The organism is Frischella japonica, assembly GCF_014489845.1.
Taxonomy (GTDB): Bacteria; Pseudomonadota; Gammaproteobacteria; order Enterobacterales; family Orbaceae; genus Frischella; species Frischella japonica.
In genome coordinates this window covers 43,985-66,195 of sequence record NZ_JABURY010000010.1, presented here as the reverse complement: position 1 = coordinate 66,195, position 22,211 = coordinate 43,985, and the positions used below count along the sequence as shown (strand labels likewise).

Here is a 22,211-nt window from a genome sequence, read left to right as displayed (position 1 = left end):
ATTTAATATTAAACTATGCCTAATATAATAAGTTTCACCGATTTTTAGGTTTTTTAAGACAGTTACCTTAATACTTAAAAGCAAAATCAAAGATTTTGCGAAAAAGTTAGTAAGATTATATATAGTAATCGCCTGAGTTTTAGATAAAAAAGAATTGATAATATGACCGAATACGACAACTTCACCGACCACACACCAATGATGCGACAATACCTAAAATTGAAAGCAGAAAATCCGGATATTTTACTGTTTTATCGTATGGGTGATTTTTATGAGATGTTTTATGATGATGCTAAACGGGCTTCGCAACTTCTTGATATCTCGTTAACTAAAAGAGGCTCTTCAAATGGTGAACCTATTCCAATGGCAGGCGTGCCTTATCATGCAGTTGAAAGTTATTTAGCAAAACTCATTGCGTTGGGTGAGTCGGTCGCAATTTGTGAGCAGATTGGCGATCCTGCTACCAGTAAAGGGCCTGTTGAGCGTAAGGTTGTTCGTATAGTCACTCCTGGCACAGTAAGTGATGAATTACTTTTAGAAGATCGAAAAGATAATTTGCTGGCTTCCATTTGGCAGCACAAAAATCATTTTGGTTATGCAACTCTTGATATCAGTTCTGGTCGTTTTTTTGTATTTGAATGCGATAACGTTGAAGCAATGCAAGCAGAACTACAGCGGACTAATCCAGTTGAACTCCTTTATCCTGAAGATTTCGAATCCATGTCATTAATTGACAATCGTAATGGCTTAAGACGGCGCCCATTGTGGGACTTCGATCTTGAAACAGCGAAACAACAGCTTAAGTTACAATTTGGAACGAATGATTTAGTCGGATTTGGGGTTGAGGATTGTTGTTATGCATTGTCTGCCGCTGGTTGTTTATTGCAATATGTGAAAGATACTCAGCGCACAGCCCTGCCCCATATTCGCTCTATCATTAAAGAGTCAGCCTATGATTTTGTTGTTTTAGATGCAGCTACTCGCCGAAACTTAGAAATCACCGAAAATTTATGTGGTGGCACTGAAAATACGGTTGCCGATATATTAGACAAAACGCAAACCGCTATGGGAAGCCGAATGTTAAAACGTTGGTTGCATTCGCCTATCCGTAATGTGGTTATTTTGCAAAATAGACAAGAAGCCATTAGCGAATTACAGCAAGATCTTAGTGATATTCAACCGATCTTAAAGCAAATTGGTGATCTGGAACGAATTTTAGCCAGATTAGCGTTAAGAACAGCACGCCCACGCGATTTTGCTCGTTTACGTGATGCCTATAATGTATTGCCAGAATTACAACAATTGTTAAATCATCACTCATCACCTTATTTAATTGCTTTACGAGCTAAAATCAATCAATTTGATCAGATAGCCGATCTTTTAAATCAAGCGATTGTTGAAGCCCCACCCGTTATTATTCGTGATGGAGGGGTGATTGCAACTGGCTATAATGCCGAATTAGATGAACTTCGTAATCTTGCTGACGGTGCAACGAATTATCTGGAACAACTTGAGATTCGCGAGCGTGAAACGCTAGGTATCGATACCTTAAAAGTCGGATTTAATGCGGTACATGGTTACTATATTCAAATCAGTCGAGGGCAAAGCCATTTAGCGCCGATTCACTATACCAGACGGCAAACATTGAAGAATGTTGAACGTTATATTATTCCAGAATTAAAAGAATATGAAGATAAAGTGTTAACCTCTAAAGGTCGTGCATTAGCTTTAGAAAAACAACTTTACGATCAACTTTTTGAGTTACTATTGCCTGATTTAGCGAATATGCAAATGAGTGCTGATGCAATAGCTGAACTTGATGTACTAACTAACCTTGCTGAACGTGCTTTAACACTTAATTATCAGTGCCCGACATTATCTAATAGCGCCGGAATTGAAATTAAAGATGGTCGACATGTCGTTATAGAGCAAGTTTTAAAAACACCATTTATTGCAAACTCGCTTTTGCTATCACCAAACCGCAGAATGCTTATTATTACGGGCCCAAATATGGGCGGGAAAAGCACCTATATGCGTCAGGCCGCATTGATTGTTTTACTGACTTATATTGGTAGCTTTGTTCCTGCATCTAAAGCAGTTATTGGGCCTGTTGATCGCATCTTTACGCGAATAGGTGCATCAGATGATTTGGCGTCGGGACGTTCGACCTTTATGGTTGAAATGACTGAAACAGCCAACATTATGCATAACGCAACTGAACAAAGCTTGGTACTCATGGATGAAATCGGTCGAGGCACATCAACCTATGATGGGCTTTCATTAGCTTGGGCATGTGCTGAAAATCTAGCTAATCACATTAAGGCGATGACCCTATTTGCGACCCATTACTTTGAATTAACCCAACTACCCAATCATATCAATGGCATCTATAATATTCATTTCGATGCCATTGAACATGACAATACCATTGCGTTTCGACACACCGTGCGGGAAGGTGCAGCAAATAAAAGTTATGGTATCGCAGTTGCAGGCTTGGCCGGAGTACCCAATACGATATTAAAACGAGCAAAACAGAAATTAAAAGAGTTAGAATCACTCTCACTACAAACCTCATGTAGTCATGTCGATAGTTCGCAATTAACCCTAATTACTGAACATGAACCATCAGAAGTTGAACAAGCTTTACATGATATTAATCCTGATAGTTTAACGCCCAAAGAAGCATTGAATATTTTATATCGCCTCAAAGGGATGTTGTAGTAAGCTACGTATGATCTTTTAAAAGGATATCAAATTAGAATTGCTATCCTTTGATTTATTACTCATGCGATGTGTGCTGCCATTGACCTAATAATTGTTGTCGTTGTTGTGAAGTATAAAAACTCCAGGCTATAAAGCGACTAATTTTCTGCCCTTGCGCCATCGGAACAGTAATAACATCTTGCGCATTAATTTGTTTCAATTTACGTTTAATGATCGCTAACGAATCCTTTTTTGAAATCAACGAGCTGAACCATAAGCAATGCTGTTTGTATAATGTACTCTCTTGAATCATTTTACCAATAAAAGCTACTTCTCCCCCTTTACACCATAATTCACTATTTTGCCCTCCAAAATTCTGCATAGGTTGTTTGGCAGGATCAAATGATTTTCCCAAATTGAATAACTTACGTTGTGTTGCGGCTTGTGCTTCACTTAAGGAAGCATGAAAAGGTGGATTGCATAGTGTTAAAGCAAATCGTTCATGAAGGTTTATCACATTTTTAAAAATATGCTGATTATCTTTTTGCCAACGACACTCTAATGCTGATGACAAATTTTCATTTGCGTGAGCAATCTGTTTAGCAAGTTTAATAACTGTTTGATTAATATCACTTCCGATAAAAGACCAACCATATTCAGCATGTCCAATAATGGGGTAAATCACATTCGCTCCTATACCAATATCTAACACGCGAATCCCTCGCCCTTTTGGTATTTTACCTTGATTGTCTTGTGCCAATAAATCAGCTAAATAGTGAATATAGTCAGCCCGACCTGGGATGGGTGGACATAAATAGTCTTTCGGGATATCCCAATAATTGATGCGATAAAATTGTAACAATAATGCTTTATTAAGCAATTTCACCGCATTCGGATCAGAAAAATCTATTGATAAGTTACCATATTGATTATGAGATACATATTGAGAAAATTCTGGTAATATCGCCATCAAAGTTTGAAAATCATAACCATTGCGATGTCGATTACGAGGATGTAGTTGTGATTTAAATGACTTAATGTTACTTCGATTCATATTCATCTCAATGATTAATGCTCCAAAACTCGCTATTATAATGATTTTTTTATTGTTATGAAATAAAGTAACTTAATCTAATTATAGTTAATACAACATATCCGATTTTTGTAAGCTTATTAAATACATTTAAACAACTATTAAGCTGAATAACAACTCATCGTTTTAATATCCAACTTATTCAAGGTCAGCATGTCTGACCGTCATTGACTGGCTGGTTTCTGCTTGCTGAGCCATTAAACACAATACCAGACAATCCGTTAAAAGTAAGCTAGATTGTTCAAATAATGAACCCATGGGTTGTTTACTTGTTCGCATTTCACACGGTATTGTTATCACACAATCAGCAAGTTTTGCTAGACTCAATGCCATATTGCTGGTAATTAAGGAAATATTAACCTTATTTGCTTTACGAGTTTCGCCTGTTCAATTAACGTAGCGTTGCCCCTGATCCTGAATTAATAATCAACAAATTGGCTGGTGGGAATAGGGGGAATTAATTTCACCAACGATACTTACGGAATAACCTAAATGTAATAAACGATTAGCAAAAGCATTAATCATTAACCCTGAACGACTCGCACCAGCGACAAAAATATGTTTCGCTTGAGTTATATAATTTAAAAAAATGACTAACCAAATTAGGATCAATTTGTTGACCTATTGTTACTATATCGTGTCAAATTTGATGAAAATTTTTTAAGATAATATTTAATGTAAAATTAATATGACAATTTAACGGAATATCGGCTCATTTAGAACAGATTGGCTTTGCTATTAAGAGCCATGGTGAAGCAACATTAAAGCAATCTGCTTTTGAGCACTCTTTTCAAGTCCGAGAAAAAGAAATTATTATTAAAAAAACGATAACTCAAAAAACATTAAAATTAATCCCGCAAAATAGCTCCATGATTATTGGTACCGGTAGTACTACTTTGGAGTTAGCTAAACTTTTATCTATTAAATCGGGTTTTAAAATATTCACAGATTCATTACCGGTGGCAAGTTTGTTAATTCAATCAGAAAATCAAGTTTTTCTCTTTGGTGGCGAATTACGTAATAAAAGCAGTTCGGTTTGTGGTGGCTGGACAGTAGCTATGATTAATCAAATTCATGTTGATTTTTGCTTCTTAGGGACTGATGGCTTTAGTAACTCAAATGGTCCATCAAGCCCTTCATCATCGGATGCCTATATTGATCAGGTCATTATAGCTCACTCTGAACAGCGCTTTATTTTAGCTGATTACAGCAAGTTTACACGTAAAAGTTTATATAAAATTTGCGACTGGTGTGAAGTAACGGGACTGATTACCAACCAATCAGTAGATACTCAATTAGTTGAGCAAGTCACTAAACAAACTAAAGTGATAACTTGCTAATACTATCTAAATTGATAAAAAAGTGTAGCGTATAAATGATCTATTAAGCTTTAAAAAAGGAAGCACTTTGCTTCCTTGTTAGTTTATCACAATAGTCTAATTATTTGGCTTTGCCTTGATTGGCAACAGCTGCGGCTTTTGCTGCAATCGCATCAGCATCCCCTAAATAATAGTGTTTTATAACTTTCATATTATCATCGAACTCATAAACTAACGGCACTCCTGTCGGAATATTAAGTTCAATAATATCATCATCACTTATGTTATCTAAATATTTAACTAGGGCACGTAACGAATTACCGTGAGCGGCAATAATAACTCGTTCACCAGCTGCAACGCGAGGTGCAATACTCTCTTTCCAGAAAGGTAAAACACGTTCAATGGTTAGCGCTAAACTTTCAGTTAATGGTAACTCCTTGTCAGTTAAACCTTTATAACGAGAATCATGACCTGGATAACGTTCATCTGATTTTTCTAAAGCTGGTGGCGTGATTGCAAAACCACGACGCCATAATTTCACTTGATCATCACCATATTTTGCTGCCGTTTCTGCCTTATTTAGCCCCTGCAAGGCTCCGTAATGGCGTTCATTTAAGCGCCAACTTTTTTCTTCAGGAACATACGGTTGTTCCACGCCATCAAGAACATGCCATAAAGTATGAATCGCTCGAGTTAAAACAGAAGTATATGCATAATCGAACTTAAATCCCTCTGATTTTAGTAACTTACCCGCTTCAATTGCTTCTTGATGACCTTTTTCAGAAAGATCTACGTCTGTCCAACCACAGAAGCGATTTTCTTTATTCCATTCACTTTCACCATGTCTAATTAAGACTAATTTTTTTACTGCCATGGATAACTCCTTTCATTTAGAATTAATATTTTAACAATTCTTTAACAGTCACATTTTGAATCCCTAGTCAAATTCTTATGGGTTAGATAAATAACGCGTTGGATCAACTGATTTCGCTTTGTAACGAATTTCAAAATGTAGTCGTGGTGAACTAGTACCCGTACGGCCCATTGTGGCTATCTGCTGCCCAGCTTTAATATCTTGTTGCTCTTTCACTAAAAAACTTTGATTATGTGCATAAGCAGTTAAATAATCATCATTGTGCTTAATAATAATTAAATTACCATATCCTGGTAATGCGTTACCGGCATAGACAACTTTTCCGTCTGCTGCAGCAACTATCTTATCCCCGACATTTCCCGCTATATCAATTCCTTTAGATGCATTTGAAAATCGTTCAATAATTTTACCTTTAGCTGGCCATTGCCAAACGATGGCAGCTGTATTTGGCGAGATAATTGGCTGCTTTCTTTGATCAACAAGGGGAGTACTTGTGGTGGTATTAATTTGTGTGACTGGCTTTTGATTATTACTCGAAGTTGTGGTGGTAGTAGTTGTTGTAATTGGTTTTGGATTAGTTTTTGTTTGTGTTGGCTGTATAACAGTTTTTCGGGTAACCACAACCGTTGTAGTACCACCACTCACATCCAATATTTGCCCGACACTTAATTCATAAGGTGCAGAAATTCTATTTTTAGCTGCTAAAGAACGGAAATCATTACCTGTTATCCAAGCGATATAAAATAAAGTATCTCCACGTTTAACGGTATAAGTGTTACCTTGATAACCGCCTTTAGGAATATCTTCATAATTACGATTATAAAAAAATCGTTCTTGTGACGTTTCTACAATATCACCATTACTACTGGTTGTAGTAGTTGAAGAAAACGTTTCCGAGGATGAAATATTTTTAGGTGGAACTGTATAATCAGATGTCACTTCACTAACATTTTCTGTGGTTGAGCCAGCGACAAATTCTGGCGAATCAGATATGTCTTTTACCCGAGCGGGATCAGTTTGACTACAAGATGCTATGAATAGAATAAAAGAACTTATGAAACATTTTTTCATTGAACTTTTAATCATGCTTTGGTTAGCTAACGTAATCAAGACAATACTCCTTAATAATTCACATTAAATCAAATAATTCAATTCTACAACATTAATCGTTACAATAAGACTATCATAGCAATCATAAATTATCATTACTAATAATTTACATAATCAACTGAATTTAAATGTTTATTTTTCTGTAATATGCAGTTTAGCATAATGGATTATTTTCAGTATAGATTGCTATTATTATACACAACTTTTGTAAAAAAACATGATAATAGCATTAATAGAAATAATTTTTATTTGTATTAAAAAATTCTATTTGGAATAATCATTCCAATTCGTATCTTTTTTATGTTAAGTTATTAAAAAAATTTTTCATACTATATTTATTGGATATTATGTCGTCATTCATCACAGTGGAACCGTCTACCCTTTATATTGTTGCAACCCCCATCGGTAATTTGGGTGATATTACCCTTAGGGCGATCGAAACTTTAAAACAAGTCGATTTAATTGCCGCTGAAGATACTCGTCATAGTGGTCTATTATTACAACATTTGGCTATACAAGGTCGTTTGTTTGCTTTACATGATCACAACGAACAACAAAAATCTGCCGTGCTCATTGAAAAACTTAAATCTGGCTTATCAATCGCTTTAATATCAGATGCAGGAACACCATTAATCAATGACCCTGGTTATCATCTAGTAAAAGCTTGTTACGAGCAGAAAATTAACGTCGTACCAATACCGGGCCCCTGTGCGGCTATTGCTGCGCTTTGCGTATCAGGGTTACCGACAGACCGCTTTTGTTACGAAGGCTTTCTACCATCAAAAAGCAAGTCTAGAATTGATCTATTAACACAGTTACAACAAGAAACACGCACTATCGTATTTTATGAATCAACCCATCGGATTATGGATAGTTTGAATGATATGCTCACTATTTATGGCGCTGATCGCATGGTGGTCTTAGCCAAGGAACTGACCAAATCTTGGGAAACAGTGATTCATCAACCTCTTGGTCAACTTATTGCTTGGTTAAAAATAGATTCTAATCGTCAAAAAGGTGAATTTGTACTAATTATTGAAGGTTTTCAACAAGTTGAGCAACAAACGCTTGATCCAAAAGCCATTCAATTACTTCATCAATTACAACGAGAATTGCCACTGAAAAAAGCAGCAGCTATAGTCGCAGAAATTTATGGGTTGAAAAAAAATCAACTTTATCAAATTGGTCTAACACATAAAACTGCCGAAATATGAAATAAATGCATTTAATTACCATGTAGCTAACCGATAATTATACTCAATCCTAGTTTGCAAAAATAATCTTGAATATAGCAAACCTTTAATTAAGAAGCTCAATTATTATAAAACAGTTTAAGAAAATAATATAATCCTCGCCAATCTTGATAAGATAAATTGTCATATGTTAAAAACAATATACCATATTTACCATTGCGCCTGGATTGCAAATTGATTATGACGAAGTAGTGCAAGAATAACGGTTTTTTTATCACATTCCAACGTTGGCGAGACCAATATATCTGCCCTATGTGATAAAATAATGCCAATTCACCGCACATCTTGCTACTATAACAACACGCTCGCCACCATTCGATGATTAGCAACACTATCGCTATCGATGTGAAATCATCTAGACTAGTTTGATAAAATGATGCCATTAATAAAATAATGAATACCAGATAGAATCCAGAAAATATCAAATATTGTTTTAAAGATAACTTAAGTTCAGTTCGCCACATAAATTAATTAGGGAAATTAAATTAAAATTGTTGAACGGTTATTCTTAACTTTTTTAACTAATTTTTATTAAATCTGAAGTCTTTTTGCAACCCATCTGGCAAATTAAATGATTGATTTAATCAAATTAGTCATTAAATTTTATAGATGAGTTTAATCCCTTTTAGGTAGTTCATGAGCTTAATTACTTTGAAGAGGTATGATATATTACAACAAAATACGTTTTTAGGTGCTCAACTATGCTATATCCCGCGCAAAATTTACCATTATCAACTTTAACGCTTGATGACTGGCAATTAGTCAAGGTCTCTGGTGCTGATAACAGCAAATTCTTACAAGGGCAACTTACTGCCGATATTAATCAATTAAATGAAAGTCATTGGTTACTTAGTGTACATTGTGATCCGAAAGGTAAGACATTGAGTAATTTATTATTATTTAAACGTGCCGATAATATTTACTATATTGTTCGTAAAAGCGTTCTCGATCGGCAAATAGATGCTCTCAAAAAATTTGCCATATTTTCTAAAGTCACCATAGCAGCAGATTTTTCACTGACCATGATGGGATTGGTAGGTAGAAACATCACATCTGTGCAAATTGAAGAATTAACTAAATTAACCAAAACAAATAATTGTGCCACCATCAAAAATCTTACTTATATAAAAATTGATTATCCTGAACCACGTTATATCGTTATAGGACCTTCCCAAGATATGGCATCCTTATCTGTTTTAACTCATTTACCCCACTCTTCATCTCAACAATGGACATTACTGGATATGCAAGCTAATTATCCTATTATTGACCTTAAAGCAAGTGAACAATTTTTACCACAAGCGTTTAATCTTCAACTTTTTGATGCCATTAGTTTTACAAAAGGTTGCTATTGCGGTCAAGAAATGGTTGCACGAGCGCAATATCGAGGTATTAATAAGCGAGCTCTTTATTTGCTAACTGGCAAAGAAGGAATATTACCAGCTGTCGGTGAAACGCTTGAACAAAAAATAGGAGACAATTGGCGTGAAACTGGATTTATACTCACATCCTTGAAATTACAAGATAACACAATTTGGGTACAGGCGATCTTAAATAACGATCTTTCGCAAGATGAAATGATCTTCAGACTAAAAAATAGTCAACAATCCTTATCTGTTTATAAAAAATAGTCTTAATAATTCATTTTTTATATTATTACCTAAGAAATTTAAAGAGTCTCTCTGTCACTTCTTCGGCTAGAAGAAGTGACATCGCGAAAATTCATTAACAAATAATTAGAAATGATACTTTGTCGTGAATGTTAAATAGTGTGCATCACGTTGACTCTCACCAAAATAGTGATAATCGACATCAATTGCAAAAGATTTATGTTTAAATGTCATGCCGGTACCTAGGTTAAACTGATTTTTAGTCCGATCGGAAGTATGTGTTTTCATTTTAGTTAAACCATTAATACCATTAACCGTGATATCACCATCAAACTCATCATCACTAAGATTAAAAGTATAACCCGCCTTTGCTTTGATAGTTAATTGATCTTCGTTGTTTTGTAATAAAGTATATTTGGCAGACAAATCAACAGGAATGATTATCGCAGAATTAGATGCTTTACCATATTTAATCAGATCAATTTGGTTATATTTGACGTTATGTCTACTATTTTCAGTATAAACATATGCTAAACCAAATGTTGGTGTGAAAATTAATGGTTGTAATATTTGCCAATCATAACCTACAGCAGTACCAATTTGCCACGTTTTGCTATGAAATTTTTCTTTAGCTAAATAAGAGCCATCATCCTGCTTAAGTTTATTTTGACCATATACATAACCCAAATAAGCCTTTGTGAAAATAGCATTTGGTAGATTATAACGAGTATACAATTGAATTTGATAATTTTTAAGATCAGAATCATTAGAAACTGCCGACTTGTCTTTATAATTACCATCACTATAACCTACAGCCGAACCTAATACCCAGTTATCCATGATTGCTTTATCAAAACCTAACATAAATCCATTTGCTGAAAATTTATAACCAGAAATTCCGTTAGCACTATCAGTATTTTCGTACTGATGCGTTAAATTAATCCATATATTGTCATTATCGTATGTTGTGTAATTATTGAATTCTTGCAGGCGATTATCAATAATAAGTTTGGTATAATTAAATGAATTGAGAGCAATTTCAGTAAGGTGTAATCCACGGTTGTTATTATATAATCCAGCTAATGACTGAGTGAAATGTGTAACCATTTTTCCGCTTTCGATAGTCGTATTACCGTTTGCAATAGCTTTGAATACTTCCCAATTTAGATCGCCAGCAGTAGTTCTATCAGAAACAACATTCGCGGCATTTCGGACATTATTTAAACTTTTATCAGCAATTTTAACTAAATTAGCGGTAAAACCTTTGGCGATATTTTTTGAGTTCATTCCTGCTTGTCGATAATAACGATTAAGTTGACGTTTAGCAGCGGCTTCTGACTGCTGATCATCATTTAAATTAGTGATGTTACTAGCATTTACAAAATTTAATTCATTACCCACTAATTTGAAATTGAAATCACCATAAATATTTTTGATCAAAGAACGCGTTTCACCTTCTTGCATATCAGCAATTTTCAATGATTGATTACCTGCTAATACCACAATATTTGCTTGACCAGAACTGAAATTTAAAGCCTCTTTAATAAAATCATTAGTAGCAGAAAATTTAGCCGATGATTTAACATCGACATTATCACCAGAAATTTTATTGATTTGACGATTATCTGCCACACCAAAATGAATGATACCAGCTATATTTAATTTTGAAGTTTGCGCAGTTTGATCACTTATCGAAAGCGATCCTTTTGATGATTCAATTCGAGCGTGCTCACCAATATTTAACTGTCCATTAGAAGAAAGTTTGACAAAACCATTACCACGACTAGCAGTCAAAATACCTTCGTCAACTACATTAAAATCACCACCCCGACTTACATCTACCGTACCACCTCGCATAACAATCATTTTCCCAGTTTTGCCAACTAAAACTGATGATTGATCGTTATTAGTATTGGTCGTTTCCAATACCGTATTAACGCCGATAATTTCAATATCCCCCCCAGTCAAATTAAAACTCTTGGTAATTAATCTTGCGGGTGCCGAAGCTGTCCCTGCTAAATGATTATCGCCACTCCGGATATTGGTATTACCATCTACTCTAACCGTGGTTTGACCAGTAGTATTCACTCCTGTACCCATTACATTACCGGCTAAAATCATCAAACCACCACGTTCTTTATCCGCCCCTAATTCGACATTTATATCGCCTGTAACGTGCAAATCAATATTTTTTTCAATAGGGCTATAAGGAAAATCTTTGTGCAAACCTAAATATTGTGTAAAAAATCTAGTATCAAATTTACCAATCCAAGTATCGTTATAAACTTGCATATTACCATTAACAATCATATTAATATCGCCGGCCGCAACAGAACCGGCTTGCTGGTCAATTTTACCGGCAAAACCAAGATGGAAAGAGCCCTCACTGTTAACAATAAAGTCATCATTAATAGTGATATTTGCTGTTGTATTACTGCTATTAGTAACAAAATAACGTTCATTGATTTGATTTGAAGGCAAAACATTACTGGTTGCCAGATCATAATTTTTTGTATGTGCGTTACCAATACTCATAGCCCCTGTTACTAGGAGAGCAATTGATTTGAGTTTCATTTTTTTCCTTTCTGTAGATTTATTCAAGATTAAATAATACATGATTGCGAATAGCAATCAATATTGATTAGAAAATTATGTTATCAGAATGACCCCATCACTCATGATGATTTCATAATAGATTTACTTTTGCTGGCTAAATGTAATCAATAGCTAACTTAGCTTAACGATAAAATAAGTTATTAATTTTTGCACTAGTCACAAAGGACAATTAGGTACATCCACTATCCTCTCAAGTTAATGAGCTGTATAATGCTAAGCAATTTTAACAAATTAAATATAATATGATAAAGGTTAAACAACTTGCCACTTATCCAGTAAAATCGATGCAAGGAATAGCATTGCAAACCTCTTTCGTATTACCAGGTGGATTAGAAAATGATCGGTTATTCATGGTCACTGAACCAAATGGAAAATTTATTACCGCTAGGGAAAAACCTCAATTATTACAGCTAAAAACTGCCATTAGTAAACAGGAACTTGAGATCTACTATCAACCTATTGCTAAGTCGCTACACAGTATTAATCGGATTCGAGTTAAATTTACTGATTTTTCGCCAACACTCGAAAAAACCCAAGTTTGGAATAACTATTTTTCATCACATATTGCTCCTATTACCGTCAATCAATTTTTAAGTGAATTTTTACAGCTTGATGTGCAATTACGTTGGATTGGTCATTTCTCTGATCGGCGGGTAAAACATTTTCCAAGTATTCCTTTAGGATTTGCCGATGGGCATCCTTTTTTATTGTTAAATCAAGCTTCTTTTGATTATTTACAGCAGCGATGCCCTGAAATACTTTCTATTGAACAGTTTCGCGGGAATATTATTATCGATGGTAGTCTACCATTTGCTGAAGATGGTTGGCGAACGATTAAAATTGGCGAAATTATTTTTGATTTAGTTAAACCGTGTAGTCGTTGCGTATTAACACAAATCAATTTATCTACACTGCAATGGCTACCAAATAAAGAACCAATGGCAACATTATGTTCATTCCGTTCAGATGAAAAAGGTGACATTGATTTTGGTATGAAAATGATAGCTCGCAATAGTGGAAAAATTTCAATTAATGATCCTGTTGAAATATTAACCCGTCAACCAGCTAAAACGTATATAAAATCAGTTTCTAAAAATCCTAAAAACATTGTCAAAACTTGTAAAATCACTATCGCTAAACAAATCATTAATGGTAATTGCCAGCAACCACTATTGGAACAATTAGAGCAGCAAGGTATAAGCATTCCTTATTCTTGTCGATCAGGAGTCTGCGGTAGATGCCGAGTTATTCTTGAAGACGGTAGTATTACCGCTATGACGAAATCTGCAATACAAGCAGAAAACCACATTTTAGCCTGTAGTTGCATTCCTAAAAGTGAATCTATAAAAATTAAATTGATAACAAAAAAAACTTAATTCAATCCATTGAACATTATTTGATAAAGAATGTGATAATTATCAAGAGCTAATCACTAAAATAAAAAATACTTATTTAAGAACAAAACTGATAAAGCAAATCGCGGATAGTTTGTTCTTCATCCTCTGGATCTTGAGAATTATCAACAACAGGATTTTTACTACATAGGCGATCATTCATTACCTTAACTGCATCAGCCATATTAAATTGCTTACCGGCCATACAAACACTCGTTTCAGCAATTAAACATAATGATGCATATTCCCCTATCTCAACAACCAAGAGATTAATACGTTGACCACTATCTTGAACTTGTGCTTCAATTAATTCGGCAAAGCGTGGTGTAAATTGCATAGGTTGTTGCACAAAATACCAACTTTTAGGCATTTGAGGTTTTAAAAAATTACGTGCTACTATGGCATTAAGGATTAATTCGACTTTTTGTGGTTCGCTTAAATTTAATCCCATACAACTTTCATAAAAATGATAATAAGCACTCGTATCATTAACTGAAAAACGAGTAGTTTTAAACGCATCCGGAGCCAAAGTCTTCGATGAAAAACGCGAACGAAATACCATATCATGTGATATTTCTAACATTAAACAATCGTATTTTTTATCGAAATACCAGCGCCAGTTATCGCCAGGTCTTACTATAAATTTATTTGTCATATGATATCCAATGATATATTCTGCCATTGGCAATATAACAAAAAACTAACAAAAAATAAACTAAAAACTAAAACATTTTTTTCTAACTATATAATTTTAAACAATTAATATTGTTTTCGCAAAAATTTGTTTATAAATTTGGTAAACATAAAAATCTAAAAAGTATCAGCTAACTACAGCCATCATGTAGTATGGATTTCAATTTTTTTAAGAAATAGAATTATCACACATATTTATAATGGCAAGACGTAGTAAAATTAATAAATCAGCGTTTAGTACGTTTTTTAACATGAATAAATCTTAACCCACTATGGGAATTTAATAATGATCGAAATGTTTAACGTGTTGATTTAAATTAATTGATCAGTAAAAAAACAGCCGATCGGTTACGAACGGCTATTAAGCTTGTATTATTGTTTTCAGCTAGGCAATTTCAATTAATAAATCATTAGTCTCAATCACACTACCTGGTTTTATATAAACATTTTTAACCACCCCATCACACTCTGCAGTAATTGTCGTTTCCATTTTCATTGCTTCAATCGATAATAACGCTTCGCCTTTCAGGACTTTTTGTCCAGATTTCACCATCAATAATGCGATCATACCTGGCATTGGTGCAGCCACATGGCTGATATTACCGATTTCTGCTTTAAGTCTGGTATTTGCTTGCTGTTGGCGACCAGCTAATGGAACTGAAACAGTTCTAGGCTGACCATTCATTTCAAATAATACTTTTACTTTATCTGACTCATCACTTTCAGCCTTACCAATGCGACGAATAACAATCACTTTACCTTTTTCAATTTCGATATCGACTTCTTCTTGATTTTGTAAACCATAGAAAAAGTGGTTGGTTGGAATCTTTGATACATCGCCATAACAACGAATATAAGCTTGATAATCTAAATAAACTTTCGGGTACATCAAATAAGCAGCTAATTGTTTATCATCAATTTCTATTACTGGTTTATCTAATAAATTGGCTAATTCTAACCGAACCTTTTCTAAATCGACTGCAGGTAAAAAGGCGCCAATTCGACCATTAATTGGTTTTTCACCTTTTAATATACGATTTTGGATTGCTGTTGGAAAACCATCTGGTGGAAAACCTAACTCACCTCTCATCATCGATACGACAGAAGCAGGAAAATCAATTTCATGTTCAGAATTAGCAACATCAGCACTTGTAAGATTATTAACAACCATATAAATTGCCAAATCACCAACAACTTTAGAGGTTGGTGTTACCTTAACAATATCGCCAAACAAAGTATTGACATCACGATAAGCTTTGGCAACTTCAGGCCAACGTTCTGCAAGCCCCATTGCTCGAGCTTGTTCTCGTAGGTTGGTATATTGTCCCCCTGGCATTTCATGATTATAAACATCCGAAGTTCCGGCAATATTTACATCGAACGGTTTATATAATGCGCGCACACCTTCCCAATAGTTGGAGATTTCTAATAATGACTCACGATTTAATCCAGTATCACGTTGGGTATGTTCCAATGCAGCAACAATTGAACCTAAATTTGGTTGTGATGTCATGCCACTTAAAGCATCCATTGCAGCATCAACAATATCGCAACCGGCTTCCAACGCTGAGAAAACTGATGAAGCGGCAATTCCACTTGTATCATGTGTATGAAAATGTATTGGCATGGCAACTTCTTCTTTTAAGGTTTTTACAAGCGTTTTTGCAGCTTCAGGGCGACATACTCCTGACATATCTTTGATACCTAACATATGCACACCGGCTTGCTCTAATTGCTTTGCCAATTTTACATAATAATTTAAATTATATTTCGCTCTATTTGGATCAAATATATCACCAGTATAACAAATAGTCCCTTCACATAGTTTGCCAGAATCTAGTACCGCATCGATAGCAACACGCATATTGTCAACCCAATTCAACGAATCGAATACACGGAAAAGATCAATTCCATTTTCAGCCGCTTGCTTAACAAAAAATGTCACTACATTATCGGCATAATTAGTATAGCCTACAGCATTTGATGAACGTAATAACATTTGTAATAGCGTATTAGGTATTGCCTTACGTAATTGAACTAAACGTTCCCAAGGATCTTCTTTTAAAAATCGCATAGCAGTATCAAACGTTGCTCCCCCCCAACACTCTATGGAAAATAATTCTGGTAGCATGCGCGCATAATAGGGAGCAATAGCTAACATATCATAGCTACGCATACGTGTTGCAAATAAAGACTGATGAGCATCACGCATCGAAGTATCTGTAATTAGAGCCTTGGGATTACTTTTAATCCAATCAATAAAGCCATTAATTCCTAGCATTTGTAAGCGATCCCGTGAACCTTTTGGGATGTTATAATCTAATTTGACGTGTGGTAATGTTGGCAAACCTAAAGGTAGTTTTGGTAGCGTACGACCTTTCATTTCCGGATTACCATTAACAGCAACTTCTCCAAAGAATGCCAATAACTTTGATGCACGATCTTGAGGCTTGTTAAATTTAAATAATTCCGGTGTTGAATCAATAAAGCGGGTTGTGTAATCCCCCTTATTAAATGAAGGGTGCAAAATAACATTTTGTAAAAAGAGTAAATTACTTGCCAAACCTCGAATCCGAAACTCACGTAGGGCTCTTGCCATCGTTGAGGTAGCTTCTTCAACACTTCGCCCTTTAGCTGTCACTTTAACTAATAGTGAATCATAATAAGGTGAAATCACAGCACCGGTGTAGGCAGTTCCCGCATCCAAGCGGATGCCGTTACCCGAAGCACTGCGATATACTGAAATCCGCCCATAATCAGGCGTGAAATGATTTTCCGGATTCTCAGTGGTCACTCGACACTGTAAGGCATGCCCATGCAGTTGAATATTCTCTTGCTTAGGAACATAACTTTTTTCATCACCAATTTGGTAACCTTCAGTAATGCGAATTTGCGCTTTCACAATATCAATACCCGTAACTTCTTCCGTAACGGTATGTTCAACCTGAATACGTGGATTGACTTCGATAAAATAAAATTTAGCTTCATCAACATCATATAAAAACTCAACAGTCCCCGCATGGGTATAATTCGCGGCTTTCACTAATCGTAATGCTGCCTGACATAATGCTTCACGTTGTTCGGCATTAAAATAGGGTGCTGGAGCTCTTTCGACGACCTTCTGATTTCGTCTTTGTACCGTACAATCACGTTCAAACAGATGAACGGTATTACCGTGAGTATCTGCCAAAACTTGTACTTCAACATGACGTGCTCGGCGAACTAATTTTTCTAAAAATACCTCATCATTGCCAAATGCTGCTTTGGCTTCTCGACGAGCAACATTGATAGCCGGTTCAAGTTCTGATTCATTTTCGACAATACGCATCCCTCGACCACCACCGCCCCAACTTGCTTTAAGCATAAATGGATAACCAATGGCATTGGCCATTTTTTTGACTTGATCAATATCTTCTGGTAATGCCCCTGTGGCTGGTACCACAGGAACATTAGCCACTTCAGCCATATGGCGAGCAGCAATTTTATTACCAAGATTACGCATTACATCGCCTTTCGGTCCAATAAAAGCAATGCCCGCTTTTTCACAGGCATCAGCAAAATCGGGATTTTCTGACAAAAACCCATAGCCAGGATGAATAGCATCAACGTTAGCTTCCTTAGCAATACGAATAATATCGTCAATATCTAAATAAGCTTCGATTGGTTTTTTACCTTTACCAACCAAATAAGATTCATCAGCTTTTAAACGATGCAATGCCAGCCGATCTTCAAACGAAAAAATACCTACGGTACGAATACCTAATTCATAAGCAGCTCGAAAAATACGGATCGCAATTTCACTGCGATTAGCGACTAAAATACTGCGAATCTCTTTCATATGACCTCTATTGTTATTTTCGATAAATGATTAGAAGGGTAACACAAGCAAATGCATAACTTGCGATAAATTTAAACAATATTTTAGAGTATACGTAATGCACGTTTATTAGACAATCAGTTCTATAAAGGTATTACTCAAAGTAATAAATGTACTCAATAACATAAAAAACGGTTATTGTTGTTAAGGTTATTGAGCTATAAGAAGAGAATAAATTTTAATAGATAAAATGCTCACTAATTAAGCTAGATTCGCCTTGCCAACGATAAGCGACTAATTTACCATTCGGTAACGCTGCAGAATAATCAACACATGCCAATTTAGGAGTCTGGACAATCGGTTTTCCGCTTAACCAATAATGCCCAAAAAAAACTGGTTTAGTATCATGATAACCTTCTGATTGAAAATTAATTTTCAATCCCAATTCAGCAATTTTTTCATCATCTGGAAGCAAACAAAGTTGTTGCAACGTTTGCGCTGTTTCCAACCACCATTTGATACGTGATTTATGTCGTCTCGTACCTTCTTTATCTGAGTAATATACACCATCAGGTAAGGTAATTTCTTTGCCTTTTAATAAGATTTCACAATAATCATATAAAGGATGCTGTTTATTAAATGCATTTTGAAAAACAGAAGCTAACAAACAATTTTTTTCATTAAGATAAGGTTTGATTTGGTCAATAATATAATTATCCCAACATGCATGAATTACCCGTATCTGTTCTAAGTCCAAAAATAGTGGTAGTGATTTAAACCAGTTAATCCAATAGATATGCTGATGGCTATTTTCCTGTAATTGTTTGAGAAATATTTGGTGTTGTTTACGATGTGTTACATTATGTTCTCGTAAAAAATCACCTGGTTGTTGTTGATCAGGTGTTACCCATCCAATGGCATTAAACTCATGGTTACCCATAATGACATAGGCATTTTGATTATCAACCATATCCTTAACTAAATTTAAGGTTTCTAATTGGTAGTCACCTCGATCAATAAGATCACCAACGAAAATCATTTTATATTCAGTATGGCAATAACCTTGATCAGATTGACAATAACCTAATTTTGCTAATAAATATTGTAATTTTTTGACCTGTCCATGAATATCACTAACAATATCAAATACCATTCTAGATTCCTCTAATTCAATAAATTAAGCATTTAAAATCATTCGATCGGTGTTTATTGAGTAAACATAGAACAAATTAACGTGATTTAGGACAAAATACAACTACTGCTTACATTTCAGTTCAGGACTTATTATAACTCGTTAAATTCATTTTGTTTTATTAGTGGATGTTGTTAATATAATAAACATTTTAGTTGTGTGGGTATCATAATGGAAAACTATCAAAAATCACAAACCCCCGATCAAAAGCAATCACAGAACCATTTTCAGCGCACCATGAAAACACGCCATTTAGTGATGTTATCACTGGGCGGTGTGATTGGTACTGGTCTGTTTTTCAATACCGGCTATATTATTAGCGAAGCTGGTCCAGCTGGCACTGTTCTCGCTTATTTAATTGGTGCCTTAGTGGTATACTTAGTTATGTTATGTCTTGGTGAATTGGCAGTTTCTATGCCTGAAACTGGGGCATTTCATACTTATGCCAGCCGTTATATTAGTCCTGCCACGGGTTATACTGTAGCGTGGTTATATTGGTTAACCTGGACTGTGGCATTAGGTTCTAGTTTTACTGGGGCTGCTATGTGTATGCGGCATTGGTTTCCCGGTATTGAAGATTGGATATGGTGCCTATTTTTTTGCTGTGTGATTTTTACTTTAAATATCATTACCACTCGCTTTTTTGCGGAAAGTGAATTCTGGTTTTCATTGATCAAAGTCTTAACAATTATTATATTTATTGTTGCAGGGACGGCAACCATTTTTGGCTTTATACCGATGAAAGACGGTTCATCCGCCCCCTTCTTCACTAATCTAACCAGTTCTGGTTGGTTTCCAAATGGTATTATTCCGATTATCATGACCATGGTTGCCGTTAATTTTTCTTTCTCTGGTACTGAATTAATCGGTATTGCTGCCGGTGAAACGGTTAATCCTGAAAAAACCATTCCTTTAGCAATAAAAACCACAATTATACGATTAATCATTTTTTTTATCGGTACGGTGATCGTTTTATCTGCGTTATTACCGATGAACCAGGCCGGTGTCATAGAGAGCCCTTTTGTGCAAGTTTTTGATAATATCGGCCTACCCTATGCTGCTGATATTTTGAACTTTGTCATTCTAACGGCAATTTTGTCGGCAGCCAATTCTGGTCTATATGCGTCAGGAAGAATGTTATGGTCATTATCGAATCAAGGTATTTTACCCAGCTATTTTACTAAACTATCAAAAAATGGTGTACCAATTATCGCTCTAAGTATAAGTATGATTGGCGGATTGTTTGCATTATTTACCAGCTTTGTCGCACCTAACACAGTATTTGTCGCATTGAATGCTATTTCTGGATTTGCTGTTGTAGCCGTATGGTTGAGTATCTGTGCCTCACATTTCTTTTTTAGGCGTGACTATATTCGTTCAGGTAAACCATTATCCGCTTTAAAATACAAAGCGCCTTTTTATCCTTATGTACCTATTCTCGGCGCTATAATGTGCTTAATTGCATGTATTGGACTGGCATTTGATCCCGAGCAACGCATTGCACTTTATTGTGGCATCCCTTTTGTAATTGCCTGTTATATTGCTTACCAAATTACGAATAACTATAAAAAATCGAAGGAAAAAACTAATGCAGATGATTAATCCTTTTCAATGGCAAATCGATCATAAGGGCTATGCCGTCATCGATGGCGCTCTTGCCACTGAATTGCAAAATCGCGGATGTGATCTTAATGATGCACTCTGGTCAGCTAAAATATTAATTGAGCAACCTCACCTAATAAGTGCTGTTCATTATGATTACTTTAACGCTGGTGCCGATTGCGCAATAACGGCAAGTTATCAAGCAACACCTTTGGGATTTGCAAAACGTGGTCTATCACCATTAGAGGCGATCGAATTAATCAAAAGAAGTGTAATTTTAGCGCAACGCGCTAAAACAATTTATTTACAACAACACGCTACATCAAGACCATTAGTCATTGCTGGTTCGGTCGGACCATATGGCGCTTATTTAGCTGACGGTTCCGAATATACCGGTAACTATGCGTTAAGTGATCAAGAAATGACCCTTTTTCATATTGATCGAATCAACACTTTAATTGAAGCTGGCGTTGATATTTTGGCTTGTGAAACAATGCCATCTTTCACAGAAATCAAAGTGTTAATTGACATTATTAAACAATACCCAACGATGCCTTGCTGGGTTTCATTTACTTTGAAAGATAGTCAACATTTAAGCGATGGCACGCCATTAAAACACGTCATCGAGTGGTTAAACACTATCGATCAAGTCATTTTCATGGGAGTAAACTGTATCGCTTTAGACAAAGTTACGAGTGCATTAAAAACATTTAATCAGTTCACTGCTAAACCATTAGTTGTTTATCCTAACTCTGGCGAGCTATATGATGCTAATACCAAAACTTGGTCAGTTAACGATCATCATCTTACGTTAAGTAACCAAGTAAGAGAATGGCAAGAAAATGGGGCTAAGTTGATTGGTGGATGCTGCCGCACGACACCTGAAGATATTCGCCGGTTAGTCGAGGAACTAAATCGATAATAAAAAAATTTCA

Annotated in this window: 16 protein-coding genes and 1 pseudogene; 7 read left to right on the top strand and 10 right to left on the bottom strand. The window is 35.3% G+C overall.

Annotated elements, in window-relative coordinates:
• The first annotated feature begins 162 nt into the window (after nucleotides 1-162).
• The gene (gene mutS / locus FcAc13_RS04340) at nucleotides 163-2,721 is read left to right on the top strand and encodes a DNA mismatch repair protein MutS (protein ID WP_187754981.1); all 2,559 of its coding nucleotides are present in this window, start codon (nucleotides 163-165) and stop codon (nucleotides 2,719-2,721) included.
• Nucleotides 2,722-2,779: 58 nt separating this feature from the next.
• Here mutS and rlmF read toward each other — a convergent pair whose 3' ends face one another.
• From rlmF to FcAc13_RS12100, 3 genes are all read right to left on the bottom strand, one after another.
• Entirely contained in the window at nucleotides 2,780-3,757 is a 978-nt protein-coding gene (gene rlmF, locus FcAc13_RS04335) for a 23S rRNA (adenine(1618)-N(6))-methyltransferase RlmF (protein WP_223064526.1), read from the bottom strand.
• Between the two features lie 177 nt (nucleotides 3,758-3,934).
• Nucleotides 3,935-4,129: a phosphoheptose isomerase family protein gene (locus FcAc13_RS12105; RefSeq protein WP_223064525.1), complete on the bottom strand. Its 195-nt coding sequence runs from the start codon at nucleotides 4,127-4,129 to the stop codon at nucleotides 3,935-3,937.
• A 93-nt stretch (nucleotides 4,130-4,222) separates the two neighbouring features.
• Nucleotides 4,223-4,408, bottom strand: coding sequence for a phosphoheptose isomerase family protein (locus FcAc13_RS12100; protein ID WP_220679686.1), 186 nt, complete (start codon nucleotides 4,406-4,408; stop codon nucleotides 4,223-4,225).
• Between the two features lie 101 nt (nucleotides 4,409-4,509).
• Here FcAc13_RS12100 and FcAc13_RS04325 point away from each other — a divergent pair.
• A pseudogene (locus FcAc13_RS04325) lies at nucleotides 4,510-5,136 on the top strand (DeoR/GlpR family DNA-binding transcription regulator); the annotation flags it as partial.
• 100 nt (nucleotides 5,137-5,236) lie between these two features.
• Here the strand turns inward: FcAc13_RS04325 and gpmA are convergent.
• Both gpmA and nlpD read right to left on the bottom strand, forming a co-directional pair.
• Nucleotides 5,237-5,989 carry a 2,3-diphosphoglycerate-dependent phosphoglycerate mutase gene (gpmA, locus tag FcAc13_RS04320; protein ID WP_187754979.1) on the bottom strand — a complete coding sequence of 251 codons (753 nt, stop codon included), beginning with the start codon at nucleotides 5,987-5,989 and terminating at the stop codon, nucleotides 5,237-5,239.
• Nucleotides 5,990-6,064: 75 nt separating this feature from the next.
• Nucleotides 6,065-7,075: a murein hydrolase activator NlpD gene (nlpD, locus tag FcAc13_RS04315; protein ID WP_187755090.1), complete on the bottom strand. Its 1,011-nt coding sequence runs from the start codon at nucleotides 7,073-7,075 to the stop codon at nucleotides 6,065-6,067.
• 371 nt (nucleotides 7,076-7,446) lie between these two features.
• On the opposite strand from nlpD, the gene rsmI reads away from it, so the two are divergent.
• Nucleotides 7,447-8,313: a 16S rRNA (cytidine(1402)-2'-O)-methyltransferase gene (gene rsmI, locus FcAc13_RS04310; RefSeq protein WP_187754978.1), complete on the top strand. Its 867-nt coding sequence runs from the start codon at nucleotides 7,447-7,449 to the stop codon at nucleotides 8,311-8,313.
• 98 nt (nucleotides 8,314-8,411) lie between these two features.
• Here rsmI and FcAc13_RS12500 read toward each other — a convergent pair whose 3' ends face one another.
• Nucleotides 8,412-8,816: a protein YgfX gene (locus FcAc13_RS12500; RefSeq protein ID WP_187754977.1), complete on the bottom strand. Its 405-nt coding sequence runs from the start codon at nucleotides 8,814-8,816 to the stop codon at nucleotides 8,412-8,414.
• 237 nt (nucleotides 8,817-9,053) lie between these two features.
• On the opposite strand from FcAc13_RS12500, the gene ygfZ reads away from it, so the two are divergent.
• Nucleotides 9,054-9,983: a tRNA-modifying protein YgfZ gene (gene ygfZ / locus FcAc13_RS04300; RefSeq protein WP_187754976.1), complete on the top strand. Its 930-nt coding sequence runs from the start codon at nucleotides 9,054-9,056 to the stop codon at nucleotides 9,981-9,983.
• 105 nt (nucleotides 9,984-10,088) lie between these two features.
• Here the strand turns inward: ygfZ and FcAc13_RS04295 are convergent, their stop codons facing one another.
• Nucleotides 10,089-12,536 carry an autotransporter family protein gene (locus FcAc13_RS04295; protein ID WP_187754975.1) on the bottom strand — a complete coding sequence of 816 codons (2,448 nt, stop codon included), beginning with the start codon at nucleotides 12,534-12,536 and terminating at the stop codon, nucleotides 10,089-10,091.
• Nucleotides 12,537-12,820: 284 nt separating this feature from the next.
• On the opposite strand from FcAc13_RS04295, the gene FcAc13_RS04290 reads away from it, so the two are divergent.
• Nucleotides 12,821-13,954: a YcbX family protein gene (locus FcAc13_RS04290; RefSeq protein WP_187754974.1), complete on the top strand. Its 1,134-nt coding sequence runs from the start codon at nucleotides 12,821-12,823 to the stop codon at nucleotides 13,952-13,954.
• A gap of 76 nt (nucleotides 13,955-14,030) precedes the next feature.
• Here FcAc13_RS04290 and FcAc13_RS04285 read toward each other — a convergent pair whose 3' ends face one another.
• The 3 genes from FcAc13_RS04285 to FcAc13_RS04275 form a co-directional block, all read right to left on the bottom strand.
• A complete protein-coding gene (locus FcAc13_RS04285) occupies nucleotides 14,031-14,627 on the bottom strand; it encodes a cell division protein ZapC (protein ID WP_187754973.1) in 597 nt (198 codons plus the stop codon).
• A 423-nt stretch (nucleotides 14,628-15,050) separates the two neighbouring features.
• Complete coding sequence (locus tag FcAc13_RS04280) at nucleotides 15,051-18,503, bottom strand: pyruvate carboxylase (protein ID WP_187754972.1); 3,453 nt, start codon at nucleotides 18,501-18,503, stop codon at nucleotides 15,051-15,053.
• 217 nt (nucleotides 18,504-18,720) lie between these two features.
• Nucleotides 18,721-19,635: a metallophosphoesterase gene (locus tag FcAc13_RS04275; RefSeq protein WP_187754971.1), complete on the bottom strand. Its 915-nt coding sequence runs from the start codon at nucleotides 19,633-19,635 to the stop codon at nucleotides 18,721-18,723.
• 210 nt (nucleotides 19,636-19,845) lie between these two features.
• On the opposite strand from FcAc13_RS04275, the gene mmuP reads away from it, so the two are divergent.
• Both mmuP and mmuM read left to right on the top strand, forming a co-directional pair.
• On the top strand, nucleotides 19,846-21,276 hold the full coding sequence (gene mmuP / locus FcAc13_RS04270) for an S-methylmethionine permease (protein WP_187754970.1): 1,431 nt from the start codon (nucleotides 19,846-19,848) through the stop codon (nucleotides 21,274-21,276).
• Nucleotides 21,263-22,198, top strand: coding sequence for a homocysteine S-methyltransferase (gene mmuM / locus FcAc13_RS04265; protein WP_187754969.1), 936 nt, complete (start codon nucleotides 21,263-21,265; stop codon nucleotides 22,196-22,198). Before mmuP ends, mmuM begins: the two co-directional genes overlap by 14 nt.
• The last annotated feature ends 13 nt before the right edge of the window (nucleotides 22,199-22,211 follow it).